At 58.0% G+C, this 17556-nt stretch carries 16 protein-coding genes, 1 tRNA gene and 1 pseudogene; 9 read left to right on the top strand and 9 right to left on the bottom strand.

From position 1 onward, the window contains the following. Positions 1–11: 11 nt before the first annotated feature. From HX899_RS27230 to HX899_RS35265, 6 genes and pseudogenes are all read right to left on the bottom strand, one after another. Positions 12–782, bottom strand: coding sequence for a class I SAM-dependent methyltransferase (locus tag HX899_RS27230; RefSeq protein WP_181293834.1), 771 nt, complete (start codon positions 780–782; stop codon positions 12–14). Beyond that, a complete protein-coding gene (locus HX899_RS27225) occupies positions 779–1888 on the bottom strand; it encodes a DegT/DnrJ/EryC1/StrS aminotransferase family protein (RefSeq protein WP_138390718.1) in 1110 nt (369 codons plus the stop codon). The genes HX899_RS27230 and HX899_RS27225 overlap by 4 nt, the downstream gene beginning before the upstream one ends. Then, positions 1885–2319 carry a hypothetical protein gene (locus HX899_RS27220; protein ID WP_180194730.1) on the bottom strand — a complete coding sequence of 145 codons (435 nt, stop codon included), beginning with the start codon at positions 2317–2319 and terminating at the stop codon, positions 1885–1887. The genes HX899_RS27225 and HX899_RS27220 overlap by 4 nt, the downstream gene beginning before the upstream one ends. Positions 2320–2347: 28 nt before the next feature. Continuing rightward, complete coding sequence (locus HX899_RS27215; protein WP_138390716.1) at positions 2348–3283, bottom strand: glycosyltransferase; 936 nt, start codon at positions 3281–3283, stop codon at positions 2348–2350. Between the two features lie 2 nt (positions 3284–3285). Continuing rightward, positions 3286–4482 (bottom strand): glycosyltransferase family 1 protein, encoded by a 1197-nt coding sequence (locus HX899_RS27210; protein WP_181293833.1) that lies wholly within the window; start codon positions 4480–4482, stop codon positions 3286–3288. Positions 4483–4880: 398 nt separating this feature from the next. After that, positions 4881–5016, bottom strand: a pseudogene (locus HX899_RS35265) (dTDP-glucose 4,6-dehydratase); the annotation flags it as partial. 180 nt (positions 5017–5196) lie between these two features. Here HX899_RS35265 and gmd point away from each other — a divergent pair. Both gmd and HX899_RS27195 read left to right on the top strand, forming a co-directional pair. Beyond that, positions 5197–6258, top strand: a complete 1062-nt coding sequence (gene gmd, locus HX899_RS27200) for a GDP-mannose 4,6-dehydratase (protein WP_131630351.1) — start codon at positions 5197–5199, stop codon at positions 6256–6258. Then, positions 6259–7212 carry a GDP-L-fucose synthase gene (locus HX899_RS27195; RefSeq protein ID WP_348647935.1) on the top strand — a complete coding sequence of 318 codons (954 nt, stop codon included), beginning with the start codon at positions 6259–6261 and terminating at the stop codon, positions 7210–7212. 157 nt (positions 7213–7369) lie between these two features. Here the strand turns inward: HX899_RS27195 and HX899_RS27190 are convergent, their stop codons facing one another. Then, complete coding sequence (locus tag HX899_RS27190) at positions 7370–9346, bottom strand: acyltransferase family protein (protein WP_181293832.1); 1977 nt, start codon at positions 9344–9346, stop codon at positions 7370–7372. A 30-nt stretch (positions 9347–9376) separates the two neighbouring features. On the opposite strand from HX899_RS27190, the gene HX899_RS27185 reads away from it, so the two are divergent. Then, entirely contained in the window at positions 9377–9676 is a 300-nt protein-coding gene (locus HX899_RS27185) for a hypothetical protein (RefSeq protein ID WP_181293831.1), read from the top strand. Between the two features lie 176 nt (positions 9677–9852). Here HX899_RS27185 and HX899_RS27180 read toward each other — a convergent pair. Continuing rightward, positions 9853–9926, bottom strand: a tRNA-Gln gene (locus tag HX899_RS27180). Between HX899_RS27180 and HX899_RS27175 the strand changes: the two genes are divergently transcribed. The 4 genes from HX899_RS27175 (at position 9912) to HX899_RS27160 (ending at position 13014) form a co-directional block, all read left to right on the top strand. Continuing rightward, a complete protein-coding gene (locus tag HX899_RS27175) occupies positions 9912–10121 on the top strand; it encodes a hypothetical protein (RefSeq protein ID WP_181293830.1) in 210 nt (69 codons plus the stop codon). The two genes, HX899_RS27180 and HX899_RS27175, sit on opposite strands and share 15 nt — an antisense overlap. A 48-nt stretch (positions 10122–10169) precedes the next feature. Next, complete coding sequence (locus HX899_RS27170; RefSeq protein ID WP_181293829.1) at positions 10170–11738, top strand: exopolyphosphatase; 1569 nt, start codon at positions 10170–10172, stop codon at positions 11736–11738. A 14-nt stretch (positions 11739–11752) separates the two neighbouring features. After that, positions 11753–12472, top strand: coding sequence for an RlmE family RNA methyltransferase (locus HX899_RS27165; protein WP_017993025.1), 720 nt, complete (start codon positions 11753–11755; stop codon positions 12470–12472). 158 nt (positions 12473–12630) lie between these two features. Beyond that, a complete protein-coding gene (locus tag HX899_RS27160; protein WP_181293828.1) occupies positions 12631–13014 on the top strand; it encodes a VOC family protein in 384 nt (127 codons plus the stop codon). 110 nt (positions 13015–13124) lie between these two features. Here HX899_RS27160 and HX899_RS27155 read toward each other — a convergent pair whose 3' ends face one another. Continuing rightward, positions 13125–14549: a DHA2 family efflux MFS transporter permease subunit gene (locus tag HX899_RS27155; RefSeq protein ID WP_181293827.1), complete on the bottom strand. Its 1425-nt coding sequence runs from the start codon at positions 14547–14549 to the stop codon at positions 13125–13127. A gap of 251 nt (positions 14550–14800) precedes the next feature. Between HX899_RS27155 and HX899_RS27150 the strand changes: the two genes are divergently transcribed. Beyond that, positions 14801–15793, top strand: a complete 993-nt coding sequence (locus HX899_RS27150) for an MBL fold metallo-hydrolase (RefSeq protein WP_181293826.1) — start codon at positions 14801–14803, stop codon at positions 15791–15793. Between the two features lie 278 nt (positions 15794–16071). After that, on the top strand, positions 16072–17556 hold the full coding sequence (gene guaB / locus HX899_RS27145; protein ID WP_128440017.1) for an IMP dehydrogenase: 1485 nt from the start codon (positions 16072–16074) through the stop codon (positions 17554–17556).

The raw sequence follows: 17556 nt of genomic DNA, 5'->3' as shown, positions 1-17556 counted from the left end.
ATCGCCAACAGTCAGCCCGCGTTCTTGCGCGCTACGACACAGACGCCCCAGGTTTCGGTCCCCGGCGTCGAACTGGACATCCACTCTTCGGCAATCACACGGCTCATCCCCGCATTCGTCAGGAGGCGGTCTATCTCGTTCAGGAAGAGGTAGCGCATGCGGTGGGTTTCGCAAACCATTTCGGTCTTGGCGCTCAGCTTCTCCGTCGCGAAGATCGTGTAATTGACATCCACGACGTTCTCGGCGTCATGCACGACCGACTCTGCAACGCGAACGACGGAAATCTCATCGTTTTCCAAGCGTTTGACGCGGGTACTCGGCCGCTGCCAAAGGACTGCTGGTCCGTACCAGAAGTCGAAGATGAAAATTCCGCCGTCTTCGAGATGATGGGAAACAGTCTCCATCATCGCTTCGAGATCAGCATCGGACGTCTGATAGCTCAAAACATGAAAAAGGGAGATGACCGCCTGGAATCGCCGATCCGTCCGGAATGTGCGTGCATCGCCCAGCGTGAAATCAAGTTTGCCGCCCGACTGTGCCGCCTTCGGCATGGCCGCCGCAAGCATGGTTTCCGACAGCTCTACACCCAGCACCCCATATCCGGCTTCTGCGATCTTATCGGCGTGAATGCCGGTGCCGGAGCCTAGCTCCAGAATCTGCGAGATTGGGCCGGTGGCATAACGCTCCAGCAGAGCTTTCACATAAGCTGTTTCGCCCTCGTAATCCTTGTCCTTATAGAGAAGGTCGTAATACTGGGAGTACAATCCGAAACTGGGCGTCAACGGATGACCTCCGCGACGATACCCGCGACTTCGCGAATTTGATCTTCCCTCAGCGCCATGCCGCTTGGAATATAGAAGCCGCGGCGCGCAAGCTTTGCGGCGATGGGAAGATCTGCATCCTTGAAGAAGCCCATCTTCTGCAGAACGGGCTGCTCGTGCATCGGCCAGAAAAACGGACGGCAGCCTACGCCTTTAGCCGCTAATCGTTTCATCGCTTCGGCTGCGTCGAAATCGATCTCGTCCTTCAGCACGATGCCATAGACCCAATAGATATTCCGGGCATACGTTGTCTCGGGCAACGGCAGTTGAATGCCGGGCAGGTCCTGAAGCAGCTCGGTATACAGTTTGCCCATCGCACGTTTGCGCTCGACGAATTCCGGAAGGCGCTCAAGCTGCGCGCAACCCAAAGCCGCCTGCATATTTGTCATACGCATATTCCAGCCCAGTTCCTCGTGAACAAAGCGACGGGCAGGCAGGAAGCAGAGATTTCGCAGGCTTCGAGATCTGTCGGCAAGGGCGTCGGAATCGGTGACGATCATGCCACCTTCGCCTGTGGTAATGTGCTTATTGGGATAGAAGCTGAAAATGCTGACATCGCCGAAACTGCCGCAAGGCTGGCCGTTATATGTCTGTCCATGCATTTCTGCAGCGTCTTCGATGATCTTGAGGTCGTGGCGGCGGGCGATCTCGTTGATCGCGGCCATATCGCAGGGCAGGCCATAGATATGCACCACCATGATGGCGCGCGTCTTCGGCGTAATAGCTGCTTCGATCTTCGTCGGATCGATATTCCAGGTGAGAGGATCCGAATCCACCGCAACCGGCACACAACCCGCTCTCACGATGGCTGCTGCGCAGGAAATGATCGTGAAGGACGGCATGATGACCTCAGTGCCTTCCTCCAGGCCAAGCGCCATCATGCCAGCGTCGAGAGCCATCGAACCGTTCGCAACGGCGATTGCGTGCTTGCGGCCGACAGTCGCGGCAAACTCACGCTCAAAACGTGTGATGAAAGGGCCTTCGGAGGAAATCCAGCCGGTCTCGATACATTCCAGCAGATACTTGCTCTCGTTACCATTCAGCAGCGGTTCATTGACCGGAATCATTCGACACCCTTTATCTTCAGTTCCCGCACCGACGGTACAAATCGTGTCTTATCGGATTCTCCGGCATAAGGTCCCTGTTTGACTTCGATGATTTCAGCTTCTTCGATGATTTCAAAACCATGTCCGCCGAAGGCAAGCAGGATGACGTCGCCAGCGCGCAGGATCGCGCTTTCGTAGTATTCCTGCGCGTCGGAATAGAAGTCCACGCGGACAACGCCCGACTTTATAAGCAGGACCTCCTTCGTATAGAGGACCTCGCGCGCGACGGCGTTGTGAACGTGGGGTTGGATGACATAGCCAGTCGGTCGCTTCATATAGGCGAGTTGCTGCGAAAATTCGTCCGGCGTGAAAAATTGGATACCATCGAACGTGTAGTTCGACCGCAATATCATGGCCTGCAGTTCGCCACCGTTCGTGATCTTTTCTATCATGTTTCTCTTTCCCAAATCGACCGATGCGTCAGGATGCCGCCAAACCGACTACTTTGCGTATGCGCTTGACCCCGGCCGAGAATACGAGCTTGTAAAAATCATTCATCCGCTGGCGGCGCATCTTTGCGAAAAAGCCCAACACGCGCAGTCGCATTTGTTCGTTAACTTCAACGGGGATCTTTTGCAATTTCCCCGGCGCATGCCCGAGGCTGCCGGCGTAATAATCGACATCGCTGCAGTGGACTCCGCTGTCGTCAAACCCTGAGTTCTCCACAAGGCTCTGGCGAGGGTAGAGAGTCAGCATATTGTCCAGATAAGCGCTGGCATGCCACCTGATCGCCCAAGATTGATTCTTGCCTTTGACTTGATTGCGCAGCATCGCCAGGAAAAAGGCGTTCCCATCATAGTCGAAAGCTTTGGCAAGGCCTTTCTCTTTCAGGCCTATCAGAAGCTTAGCCCCATTGGGTTCGAAATGTTTCCATGCCCGGGCCCACGTGGCCCAGCCCCAACAGTCCGCCCCACGTAGGAAATAGCTCTCGGGAGCATCGTCGTTGGGGACCGGATAGGCGTAACCGTGAATGCTGGCGACGCGCTCCTCATCTGCATAAAGATCCAGCCCCTGGTTCATATAGCGCAAGAAGTCAGGCGAGGTTATCAGGTCATCCTCGACGACGATGACGCGGCCATATTGTTCGCACAGACGGCCCACGCCATCGATGATGGAGCCTGCAAGGCCATAGTTTTTTTCACGCTCGACGATAGTGACTGACTTGAAACCCGTTACCGTCTTTGCCTGTTCACGGACCTGGCGCACGCGCTCCGCTTCTTTTTCATTGCGCTGACCGTCGCAAAAAATGAACAGCGGCGTCTGTTCCGCCAATTCGTTTGCCTGCAATGCAGCGATAGTCCGTGCCATATGCATGGGACGATTGAAGACAAAAAGTATGACTGGTGCGCATTCCATGATTATTCCCAGCATTTCCTGCGTTGCGCAAATTGCTCGAGTCTATGTACGAATAGGGTCTCGGCTTCGAGCCGCTCCGTGTCGATCGCTTTTAGCTGCTTACGCCCTTTTTCGATCAGATCAACTGCCACCGCAGGATCCCGAATGCGCAACATTGCGTCGGCCCACTGCTCTGCGTCATTAGCGTCGGCAAACAACGCCGCATCGCCGACCTGTTCATTGAGGTGCGCCGAATAGATCAACGGGCGGCCGACTGCCCACGCTTCCAACGGCGGTAGATTGGTCGGGCCAAAATAAGTCGACATCACGACGGCCAGAGCGCCTTCGTAAAGCGCGCGCATGTGATCAACCGGTACAAAGCCGAGAAACGTCACATTGTCAGAGACGCCTAACCGCTGCGCTTGCTGCTTGATCCAGGCCAAATTACCGCTGTCCGCACCCGAAAAGACCACGCGTATGTCGGAATTAACGGCCGCCTTTTGCTTTAACAACGAGATCGCTTCAAGAATGCGTATATGGTTCTTATGAGGCCAGAATTGCGCCGGATAGAAATAATAGCCATCCCTCAGCCCGTAATTGCCGAGCACGGCTGTGCGATCAATCGAATGCGCTTCACTTAAGAAAGGAGAGGGCTCGAACGGCATCGCAATCATGCGCTCTTCGTCAACTCCGTAGCGAACGACAATCCTCTTCAGTAGCTGATGTGATGCCACCAAGACGGCGACCGCACGTGGCAGGCATGTGGAAAAGTGCCGCTCTCGTTCTTCGAATCTGCCTTCGGAGCTGACTTCCGGAAATTCGAGATCGTCCCGATGACAGAGATCAAGGACTGTCGTGACGTAGTTGAGCTTGCGGAAATAGTTCGGAGTTGAGGAATGTGTAACGAAATACCCCAGATCCATGCCTGCTTTCAGCAGCGCATTTTCGATCTTGTTTGCCATCCACGCTTTGCCAATTTCCTTGCGGATTGAGCGGCGCAACACGGCGAGTGCAATTCGAGATAGCCTTCCGGCGGCAGGCAGGTATTCTGCGGGAACTCCAAGCCGCTTGAGATGCTGAAGATTGGCTTTGATTGTCGTGAAAGCCACGACCTCATGCTGTTTTCCGATGATACGCTGGAGTTGTACGATCGCATTGATTGCTTGATTGAATCCGCCACCGACCTGAATCGGGTTTTCTAACAAGATGCCAATTTTCATGCTTTGACTAACCTCAGCCTCCGCGCCAGCAGACGCCTACTTCACATTTCGATCAGGCCGGAGAACCGCGTCGTTTTTCACAGATAATCTGACACAGCGGATCTCGCTCCTCAATTTCTCGTCCCTTTGTAAAAGGGTCACAGCCAGCGGATGCTGTCACGAATTGATCGTCACGGAGATCCGCAAAAGGGCGCTCTCACCAATTGGGGCGAGGGGCCATCCGCGTCATCCATTCAGTTGCACCTAATTAATTCCTGGTATTGGCCTTAGCATATCCTGCGATCACGACAACACCCACAACGGCCCGGTCACAAGGCAAATTTGGACCTGTTTGGAGGGTGTCGTTGCAATCTTGAGACAGTGATCGACAGTTTCTTCTATGGTGCTTGAATGGCCATCACGGAGGTAAGGTTTTCAAGATTGCCGGCATAGGTGAGCGCATCGAGGTTGACGACTGGTTCATCGTGAAGCGCAAGCTCAGCCGAGCACGAAATTCGCACCGATGAAGCCGACTCCTCCCGTCACCAGGATCATATTTAGCCCTTGGACATCTGACAAATGAAAGCTCTAGTCTCATTGTGCCAGTCTCACGTCAGCCGAAGAGGTCGACGATACTCATTTCGCCGACCTGCCCGCAGTTACATGGGGGTTGCACTCGTTCGGTCGTTTCCATAAACACGACCCGAAGATTGTATCGAACGACGATGTGAAAAAATGACAAAAACCGCGCTTATTACTGGGGTGACTGGTCAGGATGGTGCCTATTTGGCCGAATTGCTTCTGAGCAAGGGCTATACGGTGCACGGTATCAAGCGGCGGTCCTCGTCTTTTAATACCGGCCGCATCGAACATATCTATCAGGATCCGCATGAGACACATCCTCGCTTCATTCTCCACTATGGCGATATGATCGACTCGACCAACCTGCTGCGGATCGTGCAGCAGACGCAGCCCGATGAAATCTACAATCTTGCCGCACAAAGCCATGTGGGTGTCAGCTTCGAAACGCCTGAATATACGGCGGATGCCGATGGCATCGGGACGTTGAGGTTGCTCGAAGCGATCCGTATCCTGGGGCTCGAGGAAAAGACCCGATTCTACCAGGCATCGACCTCGGAACTCTACGGTCTTGTGCAGGAGGTGCCGCAGAACGAGAAGACGCCCTTTTATCCGCGTTCTCCCTATGCCGCAGCCAAGCTCTATGCCTACTGGATCGTCGTGAATTATCGCGAGGCCTACGGCATGCATGCGTCGAACGGCATTCTTTTCAATCACGAAAGCCCGCTTCGCGGCGAAACCTTCGTCACGCGCAAGATCACGATGGCGGTGGCTGCCATCCATCTGGGGCGGCAGGATAAGCTTTTCCTCGGCAATCTCGACGCCAAGCGTGACTGGGGCCACGCGCGTGAATATGTCGAGGGCATGTGGCGCATGCTGCAGCAGGACAAGCCGGATGACTACGTCTTGGCGACCGGTGAGACGACGAGTGTCCGCCAGTTTGTGGAGTGGGCTTTTGCCGACGTCGGCATTGCTTTGGAATGGAAGGGGTCCGGCGTCGACGAGAAGGGTTATGACGCCGCGTCCGGTGCCTGCCTTGTGGAAATCGACCCGCGGTATTTCCGCCCGACGGAAGTCGACCTTTTGCTTGGCGACCCGACCAAGGCACGTCAGAAATTGGGCTGGCACCACAAGACCCCGGTTCGCGAACTCGCCGCCGAAATGGTGCGGGAGGATGTCAAACACTGGAAGGCTCAAAACAGCCGGAAAGAGATCTGAGTGTCCAACCTGTCCAACAAGAAAATCTGGGTCGCCGGTCATCGCGGCATGGTCGGCAGCGCGCTTGTGCGCAGGCTTCACTCAGAAAATTGCACTGTCATCACGGCAACGCGACAGGAGCTTGATCTCAAACGGCAGGACGAGGTCGAGAGATTCGTCCAGACGAACAGACCGGATGCGATCATCCTCGCTGCTGCAAAGGTTGGCGGTATTCTTGCGAACGATACCTTCCCGGCCGATTTCCTCTACGATAACCTGATTATTGAGGCCAATATCTTCGAAGCCGCGCATCGTAACGGCGTCGACAGGCTTCTGTTTCTGGGCTCAAGCTGCATTTATCCTAAATTCGCGCCGCAGCCGATTTCTGAAGATGCGCTTTTGACCGGACCGCTTGAGCCGACCAACGAGTGGTATGCTATAGCCAAGATTGCCGGGATCAAGCTGGCCGACGCCTACCGCAAGCAGCACGGACGCGACTATATTTCTGCCATGCCCACCAACCTCTATGGTCCGGGCGATAATTTCGATCTGCAATCCAGTCACGTTCTGCCGGCGCTAATTCACAAAGCGCACCTCGCAAAGGTGACGGGGGCATCCGAAATTACCATCTGGGGAACCGGAAAGCCACGACGGGAATTCCTCCACGTTGACGATTGCGCGGATGCGCTGGTTTTCCTGTTGAAGAACTATTCGGACGCGCAGCACGTCAATGTCGGTTCGGGAGAGGACATTGAAATCATCGAGCTCGCGCGGTTGGTTTGCCGTGTTGTCGGTTACGAAGGAAAAATTGCCCACGACCTCTCCAAGCCTGACGGGACGCCGCGTAAGCTCATGAGCACCGACAAGCTGAAGAACATGGGCTGGAAGCCACGCATCTCGCTGGAGGAAGGTATCCGCGCAGTGTATGATTGGTTCCTGCAGTTCGAAGGCAAAGCCGCCGTAGCGCGACAATAGCTGTCGGGCATCCAGAACTCCAAAGGGCTGCGATTGGCGTGACGTGTGAGCCGTCAGCTTTAGGCGACGTGGCTCCTTGATCGAGACGATGGGGCATGCCGAGGTCCGGACTTGAACACCAAGTTTACCGTCGTTCCCGGCGTCCGTCCGCTCAAACTCATGGAGAAGCGGAAGACGTTCGACCAGCGTTCGGCTGAGAACTTGCAGTTCGTTCGGATTGCCTGGCGTGCGGCGGTACCAGGAAATCGAGGAGACCGTCGCCCCGTAGGTCGGCGGTTCTCTTTTCCAGAATGTCACCAATCAGGGTCGTCAGAAATTCTGCTGTCAGATGGTTCCAGTCTGTGATGAACGGAACACCCCTGCTGCTCGTGAGGCATTTCTCCTTGTCGTAATCGCAGTGAAGCTTGACGATATCGACGTAGGTGAACGCTAGATCGGATGGGAAAAATGGCAGTTGCTCTAAAGGCTGGTTAGCCGGCGGATAGGTCGCCTCCCGCAGGCATATGGAGGCATCAGATTTTCTCTGAAACATCAGCCCTAGGCACGAGTGCGATTCGTCGAGCTGGAAATAATTTCCGAAAACGAAAATGCGCGCGTCGTCCGAGTGGCTTTTCATCCAGGAAAGAAGCTCAAACCTGAAGGGGTTGACGGTGTACTCGAAAGGCCGAAGGCTCGTGAGAAAGATCGCTTTCGTTCGGCTGAGCAATGACTTGTCGTTGATATACTTTTCAAAGGGAATGCAGTATTTGTCGTAAATGCTGGCGCGAGAGGGGGCCCTAACAATATCGTTCTTGATCTCCACCAAGCAGTTCAAGTAGCTGATTGCCACGATTTGATATTGGTCGGCATCGATGTAATTTTTCAGCGCGATTGACCAGTTTCTGGCGTGCGAGTCCCCAATGATGAAGACAATGGGTTTCCCAGCTTGAATGTTGTCGTTCAGGCCTAGAAAAGTGCTTTCGAGCCGTGCTTCGTTCGCCTGCGCCAGAGGTGAATAGACTTCATCCAGCCTGTGAGGAAAACCGGCCATAGTGATTGCTGACAGGACAGCAGCCGCGATGGTGACAACGGATGAACTCAGGGTGATCCAGAGAGCGCGGCTTCTCCTGGTGTGGCGAAAGGGCTTTTCGATGACGACAAAGCTGACGACCGCGACCAGGACCGTCACTACGATGGCGAGAAGCTTGTCACCATTGTCGAAATTTAAGCTTGTCAACCGCCAGAAGGCGAAGACCGGATAATGCCACAAATATAAAGAGTAGGATACCAATCCGGTGAGCGCCGCAGGCCGAGAAGCCAACAGGCGCCCGGCTGCGTTCTGCTGACCGGCGAATGCGAGCACCAGACAGGTCCCGATGACTGGGATCAAAGTCAACCGGCCAGGATGAACCGTATCCTTTCCAAAAAAGATGAGTGAGCCAAGAACGAGGATAAGCCCGGCCGCCGCGAGTAACGGCCGAGGGCGGGTTCGTCCACGCCTCACTTCGTGATAGGCGAGAAGTGTTCCGGCCAGCAGTTCCCAGGCCCGGGTGAGTGGCGAGTAGAAGGCCTGTTGCGGATCATGCCGCACCGTCACGATACACAATACAAAGCTGAGGGCTGCCACGAGCAACACGTATGGCAAGAATTTTGATTTCAAGTATCGACGCACGATCAGCAATAAGACCGGAAAGCCGATATAAAATTGCTCTTCGACGCTCAACGACCAGGTGTGAAGAAAGGGCTTGAGAAGGGTATTGGGCTCCCCGTACAGAGCCGCAGTAAAATAAAAATAGATATTCGATCCAAACAGGAGCGACGACCCTATGGAGTTCGCGTAGTCTGTGAGTTCCAATGGTAACAAAAAATAATAGGCGAGGGGAATTGTCGCAAAAATGACTGCGAACAACGCCGGCAAAATTCTCCGCGCGCGCCGAGCATAGAATTTAAGGAAATCGATACGCCCCGTTGCTTCGATTTCCGTCAACAAAATTTGGGAAATCAGGAAGCCGCTGATCACAAAAAATACGTCGACGCCAATGTATCCGCCAGGAAGCAACGTGTGGCCGGCAACCGTGAACCCGGCGTGGTAAAGAATGACCGCGATCACCGATATGGCCCGTAAGCCATCAATCTCTGGTCGGTAAACCTTCAATGTGCCTGCCTTCGATATCGAGAGCGTACTTTGGTCGCGCGCAAGATTGGCGCTTTTGGGGTGCCTAACACAGAGATCTTGGAGGGAGAACAGTGTGGCCTGATAAAAGATTTGTGGGCGGGGCCGATTTCAATCTTTATTTTCTGCGCTGTTGTAAATCAGCATTCCGGAACCCTCATTAGTTTGCATTTGTTTTCCCAGTCGCTGACCAATTTTGTCGATGGGCCGTTCCAGAAGCCAGAAGACGTCAGGCCGATGCCAATAGCGCCTACCATCGCTGCCCACCACGGCGCGCCCGAAAGCAACAAAAATCGAAATGGGCGCGTGTAGTGCGTAGATGCTGCAAGATGCTCGCCCAAGCCACGATGTCGGATTCGCCGACATGCTGCGCCAATCGATCCAAGTGATCAGGGCAGCGAAAAGGAAGCAGGCATTGGAGGAGGGCACCGGGAGGGCAGATAAAAGCAAACCCGTTTTGCCGTAAAATCAATCACTTAGTGAAATATTGGCTGGGGAACCTGGATTCGAACCAAGATTAACGGAGTCAGAGTCCGTCGTTCTACCATTGAACTATTCCCCAGCAGTTGCCGCCGAAGCATGGCTTGGCTGCTGTGCGGCGCTTATAACCAAAAGCCGGCAGATTGCAAATACCCGTTTTGAAAAAATTCAGTGCTGTACGAAAGGCATGAAACCGCTGCAAATCCCCTGTCCAAAAAAGAATTTGGCGATTTCGGCGGGCGCTGATATTCTTGCCGCAACGCAAAAATCGAAATGAGCGCCTGCTGCATATCTCAAGACTTGCGCGGCGCGATGGAAAAACAACGTGGAAGACCCCGAAGGCGGCGCAAAGCCGCAATTTGACGGGGCGTCGGCGGCAGGGCGCAAGGACGGCAAGAAGTCCAGGCGCCGCAAGGGCAAGCGTGGCGGGCAACCCCGCAACGCGGCTCATCCCGCTTCGCATGAGCCTTCCGGCGGTGCCGGACAGCCTGCGCGCCCGATGGAAGATGCAGCCGGGAATCCGGCCCGCAAGCGCAAGCGTCGCCGTCGTGGCGGCCATGGTGCCGTGCAGGATGGTTCACCTCTCCCCCAGGCAATGGAACAGACGGCAGCGGCAGGCAATGCTGTCCGCTCCGATAGCGATTCAGCGCCGAGCCGTCGCAACCGCCGCAAGCACCGCGGCAAGCGCGGTCTACAGGGCCGGCCGCTGACATCGGCAAAACCATCAGGCGCCCAGCAGCAGGAAAGCCGCGCAGAAGAAACCGTGCTCAGGGCCGAACTGCGTGAAGCACTGAATGGCGCAAGCGCCAACCGCAGGGGCCGCCAGGAAAGCCAGTCCCATTCCGGGCATCCGGGGGATCGTCAGGCCGGCGAGCATGTGTGGCCGGAGGAGCTCTACGCCGCCCTCGATCTCGGCACCAACAATTGCCGCCTCCTCATTGCCCAGCCGACTCGTCCGGGTCAATTCCGCGTCGTCGATGCTTTTTCCCGCATCGTGCGCCTCGGCGAAGGCCTTGCGGCAAGCGGCCGTCTGTCGGATGAGGCGATGGAGAGGGCGATCGAGGCGCTGAGGATCTGCGCCTCCAAGCTCAGGAACCGGCAGATCCGCCGCATGCGGCTGATCGCCACCGAAGCCTGCCGCCAGGCAGTCAATGGCGAGGAATTCCTCAGCCGGGTCGTTGCCGAAACCGGCCTCGCGCTCGAGATCATCGATCGCGAGACAGAGGCGCGGCTTGCCGTCTCCGGCTGCTCCTCGCTGGTCGGTCGCGAGACGCGCTCCGTCGTGCTTTTCGATATCGGCGGCGGCTCGTCGGAGATCGCCGTCATCCGCATCGGCGACAATCGCTTCAGCCGCCTCGCCAATCACATCACCCACTGGACCTCGCTGCCGGTCGGCGTCGTGACGCTGTCGGAGCGCCATGGCGGGCACGACGTCACGCCGGAGGCCTTCGAAGGCATGGTGCGCGAAGTCGAAGGCATGCTTGGACGCTTCGATTGCCCGGAGATCGAGGTCGCCCAGACCGGCGACTTTCACCTGATCGGCACATCGGGCACGGTGACGACGCTTGCCGGCGTGCATCTCGACCTGCCGCGTTATGACCGGCGCAAGGTCGATGGCATCTGGCTGTCCGACGACGAGGTCTCCGCCATGCAGGCAAAGCTTCTCTCCTGGGATTTCGCAAGCCGCGCCGCCAATCCCTGCATCGGGCCTGACCGGGCCGATCTGGTGTTGGCCGGCTGCGCCATCCTCGAGGCGATCCGCCGCCGCTGGCCGAGCCCGCGCATGCGGGTTGCCGATCGCGGCTTGAGGGAAGGCCTGCTCACCGACATGATGGCCGATGACGGCGTTTGGCGGCGCAATCGCAACCGCCGCGGCCAACGCGTGAGATCGTGAGATAAGGAATAGGCATGACCAAGGCACCGATCGCGGGAAACCGCACCGGCCGCAAGCTCGGCCAGCGCGTCAAAAACAAGAAGATGAAGGCCTCCTCCCGTCAATGGCTGGAGCGTCACATCAACGATCCCTATGTGCAGCGCGCCCAACTCGAAGGTTATCGCGCCCGGGCCGCCTTCAAGCTGCTGGAGATCGACGAGAAACATCATATCCTGCGCGGCGCCAGGCGCATCATCGATCTCGGCGCTGCGCCGGGCAGCTGGTCGCAGATCGCCGCCAAGGTCACCGGCTCGACGGATGATGATATCCGTGTGGCTGCGATCGATTTCCTTGAAATGACCCAGCTGCCGGGGGTCAAGATCCTGCAGCTCGATTTCCTCGATCCCAGTGCGCCGGAAAAGCTGTTGGAGGCCGTCGGCGGCACGCCTGATCTCGTCATCTCCGACATGGCGGCGCCCACCACCGGTCACCACCGCACCGACCATCTGCGCACCATGCATCTCTGCGAAGTGGCGGCGCATTTCGCCGTCGAAGTGCTGGGGGAAGGCGGGCACTTCCTCACCAAGACCTTTCAGGGCGGCACGGAGCGTGAGCTGCTCGCCATGCTGAAGCAGAACTTCCGCCAGGTCGTCCATGTCAAACCGAACTCGTCGCGCGCCGAATCGGTCGAGATGTTCCTGCTGGCCAAGGGGTTCAAGGGGCGCAAGGCCGAAGGCGACGCAGAGGAAGCTTGATTTTTGGGCAGGTCCTGACGGATGATGGCGATCGACTGCATAACTCCTTAAAACGGTATCGATTTAAGGATAAGATATGCGGCAATGGAAAGCGTTGCCGCGTCCTTTGCGCGCATCAAAGGACGCGCCGCGCTGTCAGGATTTGAACCGCGGATCCCATGCTTCTTTACGTCACGCTCGGAACCAACGACCTCTATCGTGCAGGGCATTTTTATGATGCCGTGCTGTCTCCCCTCGGCTATCGCCGCCAGCGCTCTTCCGAAGAGGAAATCGGCTATGCCGCCGAGGGCGATACGCGCTGCCGCTTCTGGGTGGTGACGCCCTTCAATCGCCGCCGGGCGACCTCAGGCAATGGCGCCATGGTGGCACTTGCAGCCGAAACACGGGCCGATGTCGACGCCTTCCATGCAGCGGCGATCGCGGCAGGCGCCGTGGATGAGGGCGAGCCCGGCCTGCGCTCCTACCATGCCCATTTCTATGCCGCCTATGTGCGTGACCTCGACGGCAACAAGCTCTCTGCCGTCTGCGAAAACCCGCAGTAGCAGCTGCCTAAAGCGCGTCGCAATCTTTCAGATTCGCTCCTCGAGCTTTAGCTCTTTGTTTCCACGCATGTCGTTACCGCAAAACCGCTGCACACTTTTGCGCGCATGCTTTATTTCACCGCGTGCTGTTCGGCTTCAACGGTTGCTGCCGATATTGCCTTGGAGCGGTGGCCGGAAACGAGTGCGCCGGCATTGCGGTCCATCCGGATGAAGGGAATGGTCGCAATGACGGTCAGTCCGGCGATGATGTAGAAGGCGAGGTGGAAATCGGCCACCTGCAGCGCTTCGCCGCGGAAATAGATCGAGCTCTCCAGGATCGCGGCGGCGACCGCGACGCCAAGCGCCAGGCTGATCTGCTGCATCACCGAGCTCATCGATGTCGCTTGGCTGGCTTCCGCATCATCGATGTCGGCGAAGGCCAGCGCATTGACGCCGGTGAACATGAAGGAGCGGGAGAAACCGCCGAGCAGCAGCACGCCGATGATGACGAGATGCGGCGTCGACGGCGTGAACAGGCCGGTGACGACAGTCACCAGGGTCGTGACCATGGCGGCGCCGAGAAGCGTGGTGCGGAAGCCGGCGGCGGCGAAGACGCGCTTCGCCATGAACTTGGTGGTGATCGCCCCGATCGCGCCAGCAAAGGTGATGAGGCCGGATTGGAACGGCGTCAGCCCGAAACCGAGCTGCAGCATCAGCGGCGTCAGGAAGGGCATGGCGCCGACGCAGATGCGGAAGAGCGTGCCGCCCAAGGTGGAGGTTCGAAACGTCGGGTTCTTGAACAGGTTGAGGTTGAGGATCGGCGCCGGATGCCGCTTGGCATGGCGCATATAGAGAAAGCCGCAAAGCACGCCGATCAAGGTGGCGGTGACGCCGATGATCGGGGGCAGGGCCGGCAGACTGACCACCGACAGGCCGAAGACGACACCCGCGGCCGAAAGCGAGGTCAGCACGAAACCGGTGAAATCGAGCTTCGGCGGCGCCGTCGCTTCCACCTCCGGCAGGAAGATCGTCGCAAGCCAGATGCCGATGATGCCGACCGGCACGTTGATCAGGAAGATCCAGTGCCAGCTGAAATAGGTGGTGATGAAGCCGCCGAGCGGCGGGCCGGTGAGCGGGCCCACAAGCGCGGGGATGGTGAGCAGCGCCATGGCCGAGACCAGATCGCTGCGCTTCGTGGTACGCACCAGCACGAGGCGGCCGACCGGCGTCATCATCGCGCCGCCCATGCCCTGCAGGAAGCGGGCGAAGACGAATTCGACGAGGTTGGACGAGATTGCGCAAAGGATCGAGCCGATGACGAAGACCGAGATGGCAAGGCGGAAGATCTTCTTGGCGCCGAACCTGTCGGCCATCCAGCCGCTGACCGGTATGAACACCGCCAGCGCCACCATGTAGGAGGTCAGCGCCAGCTTCAGCGTGATTGGCCCGACATGCAAATCCGCCGCGATCGCCGGCAGCGCCGTCGCAATGACGGTGGAGTCCATCTGTTCCATGAAAAGGGCGACAGCGAGGATCAGCGGGACAATGCGATTCATAGGCGGGAGCCTTGATGGGGCAGCGGATTGGAGCTGGAAAGGCCCGTGCTGTTTAGTCCCAGTGGCGGGTTCTGCCAATCCCCAAATCCGGGTCGACGACACGTTTGCTTCACGTCTGCGTGAGACGGCTTGCGCAACAACGTCGCCAGTCAAGATTGACATATGTTTACTTGGCCGGGGCAAGAAATCCGGTCGGAATCGACACTGGGGGCCGTGCGGCGACGCACCGCACGTCATAGGAGGATGGACATATGGCAATTTCATCGGGAATAAAGCGACGCACCCTTTTTGCCGCAGGTCTTGGCCTGCTGGCGGCGCCGGTCATTTTAAGAGAGAAGGCCGAAGCGGCCGCAACTGGAGAACGCAATCATATGGATGGAGCGCCTTTGCCTGAGATCAATCAATTCAAGCTCGGTTCCTATAAGTTCACCGTCGTCCGTGACGGCACCAGCATTGTCGAAAAGCCCTATGAAACCTTCGGCACCAATCAGGATCCCGAAACCGTCAAGGCATTGCTGACCGCAAACTTCCTGCCGGCCGACAAGTTCATGAACGGCTATATGCCGGCTCTCATCGATACCGGTTCGGATGTCATCCTCGTCGATACCGGCTTCGGCGCTGGCGGCCGCGCACGTGGGGCCGGCCAACTGACCGAAGGCCTGAAGGCGGCGGGATATTCGGCCGACGACGTCACGTTGGTGGCGCTCACCCATCTGCACGGCGATCATATTGGTGGCCTAATGGAAGACGGTGCTGCTGCCTTCAAGAATGCCCGCTATGTCGTCGGCCAGGCCGAATATGACTTCTGGTCGGACAAGGCGCGTGAGGGTACGCCGGCTGAGGGCGGTCACAAGGCGGTGCTCGCCAATGTCGTGCCGCTCGCCGAGAAGACCACTTTTATTAAGGACGGTGATAGCGTCGCGCCCGGTGTGACTGCGGTGCTGGCGGCCGGCCACTCGCCGGGACATATGGTGTTCCACGTCGAATCCGAGGGCAAGCGCCTTGTGCTCACGGGCGATACCGCCAACCACTATATCCTGTCGCTGCTGCGGCCGGATTGGGAGGTGCGCTTCGACATGGACAAGACGCAGGCAGCCGCCACCCGCCGCAAGGTTTTCGAGATGATTGCGAGCGAAAAGATCGCCTTCCTTGGCTACCACATGCCGTTCCCGGCAGTCGGCTTCGTCGAGCGGCAGGATGGCGGGTACCGTTTCGTGCCGAAGACCTATCAGTTCGACATCTGATCCGAAGCGGTTCAGCCTTCACGGAAGCGCTGAACCGCTATAACATATTGTTTTTACAACGTTCTGGACAGAAAATTGCCTGGCGTTATTCCCGGAATGCTCCTGGCGCATGGCACCCATGACGAGCCCGGCGGGCAGGCCGGGCTTTTTGCTATTTCCTTCCTGTCATAGACGTGTTACCAGCCCTCGCCAACTTCCAAGCAACCCATGCAGACCGCCGGGGCGGACGATTCGTTTCCGGACAGGGTCGCATTTTTATTAAACGAAGGAATTTGGCCATGGCACGCATCATTGAAACGGCAACCGGCGCAGACGCGCTTACCTTCGACGACGTGCTGCTGCAGCCGGGACATTCCGAGGTCATGCCGGGCCAGACGAATATCTCCACCCGCATCGCCCGGGATTTCGAACTCAACATCCCGATCATCTCATCAGCCATGGATACCGTCACCGAGAGCCGCCTGGCGATCGCCATGGCCCAGGCCGGCGGCCTCGGCGTCATTCATCGCAACCTGACGCCGATCGAGCAGGCCGAGCAGGTCCGGCAAGTGAAGAAGTTTGAAAGCGGCATGGTCGTCAATCCGGTGACGATCGGCCCCGATGCGACGCTTGCCGATGCGCTCGGGCTCATGAAATCCTACAGCATTTCCGGCATCCCTGTCGTGGAGAAGTCCGGCCGCCTCGTCGGGATCCTGACCAACCGCGACGTCCGCTTCGCTTCCGATCAGGAACAGAAGATCCATGAACTGATGACCAAGGACAATCTGGTCACCGTTAAGGAAAACGTCGATCAGCAGGAGGCCAAGCGCCTGCTGCATTCGCATCGCATCGAGAAGCTGCTGGTGGTCGATACCGAAGGCCGCTGCGTCGGCCTCATCACCGTCAAGGATATCGAGAAGTCGCAGTTGAACCCGAACGCTTCCAAGGATGCGCAGGGCAGGCTTCGCGCCGCCGCCGCCATCAGCGTCGGTGACGACGGCTTCGAGCGCGCCGAACGCCTGATCGAGGCCGGTGTCGACCTTCTGGTCGTCGATACCGCCCACGGCCATTCGCAGCGCGTCCTCGATGCCGTCACCCGCGTCAAGAAGCTTTCCAATTCGGTGCGCATCATGGCCGGCAACGTCGCCACCTATGACGGCACCAGGGCGCTGATCGATGCCGGCGCGGACGCCGTCAAGGTCGGCATCGGTCCGGGTTCGATCTGCACGACGCGCATCGTTGCCGGCGTCGGCGTTCCCCAGCTCGCCGCGATCATGTCGGCGGTTCAGGCCGCGAATGATCAGGACGTGCCCGTCATCGCCGATGGCGGCATCAAGTTCTCCGGCGATCTTGCCAAGGCGATCGCCGCCGGCGCTTCCGCCGTCATGATCGGCTCGCTGCTTGCCGGCACCGATGAGAGCCCGGGCGAGGTCTATCTCTACCAGGGCCGTTCGTTCAAGGCCTATCGCGGCATGGGCTCCGTCGGCGCCATGGCCCGCGGCTCGGCCGACCGTTACTTCCAGGCCGAGGTGCGCGACACGCTGAAGCTCGTGCCCGAGGGCATCGAAGGCCAGGTGCCGTACAAGGGGCCGGTCTCGGGCGTTATCCACCAGCTCGCCGGCGGCCTCAAGGCGGCCATGGGTTATGTTGGCGGCAAGGACCTCAAGGATTTCCAGGAGCGGGCCACGTTCGTGCGCATCTCCGGTGCCGGCCTTCGCGAAAGCCACGCCCATGACGTGACGATCACCCGCGAGAGCCCGAACTATCCGGGCGCTGGCCTCTGA

Origin of the sequence: Rhizobium sp. WYCCWR 11146 (assembly GCF_013591995.1) — a bacterium.
GTDB lineage: Bacteria > Pseudomonadota > Alphaproteobacteria > Rhizobiales > Rhizobiaceae > Rhizobium > Rhizobium indicum.
This window is presented reverse-complemented; position numbering and strand designations above follow the sequence as displayed.

Excerpts from the sequence above, each read along its gene's own strand:
- HX899_RS27225 (WP_138390718.1), bottom strand. The coding sequence starts at position 1,888 with ATGATTCCGGTCAATGAACCGCTGCTGAATGGTAACGAGAGCAAGTAT.
- HX899_RS27220 (WP_180194730.1), bottom strand. The coding sequence starts at position 2,319 with ATGATAGAAAAGATCACGAACGGTGGCGAACTGCAGGCCATGATATTG.
- HX899_RS27215 (WP_138390716.1), bottom strand. The coding sequence starts at position 3,283 with ATGGAATGCGCACCAGTCATACTTTTTGTCTTCAATCGTCCCATGCAT.
- HX899_RS27210 (WP_181293833.1), bottom strand. The coding sequence starts at position 4,482 with ATGAAAATTGGCATCTTGTTAGAAAACCCGATTCAGGTCGGTGGCGGA.
- gmd (WP_131630351.1), top strand. The coding sequence starts at position 5,197 with ATGACAAAAACCGCGCTTATTACTGGGGTGACTGGTCAGGATGGTGCC.
- HX899_RS27165 (WP_017993025.1), top strand. The coding sequence starts at position 11,753 with ATGACCAAGGCACCGATCGCGGGAAACCGCACCGGCCGCAAGCTCGGC.
- HX899_RS27160 (WP_181293828.1), top strand. The coding sequence starts at position 12,631 with ATGCTTCTTTACGTCACGCTCGGAACCAACGACCTCTATCGTGCAGGG.
- HX899_RS27155 (WP_181293827.1), bottom strand. The coding sequence starts at position 14,549 with ATGAATCGCATTGTCCCGCTGATCCTCGCTGTCGCCCTTTTCATGGAA.
- HX899_RS27150 (WP_181293826.1), top strand. The coding sequence starts at position 14,801 with ATGGCAATTTCATCGGGAATAAAGCGACGCACCCTTTTTGCCGCAGGT.
- guaB (WP_128440017.1), top strand. The coding sequence starts at position 16,072 with ATGGCACGCATCATTGAAACGGCAACCGGCGCAGACGCGCTTACCTTC.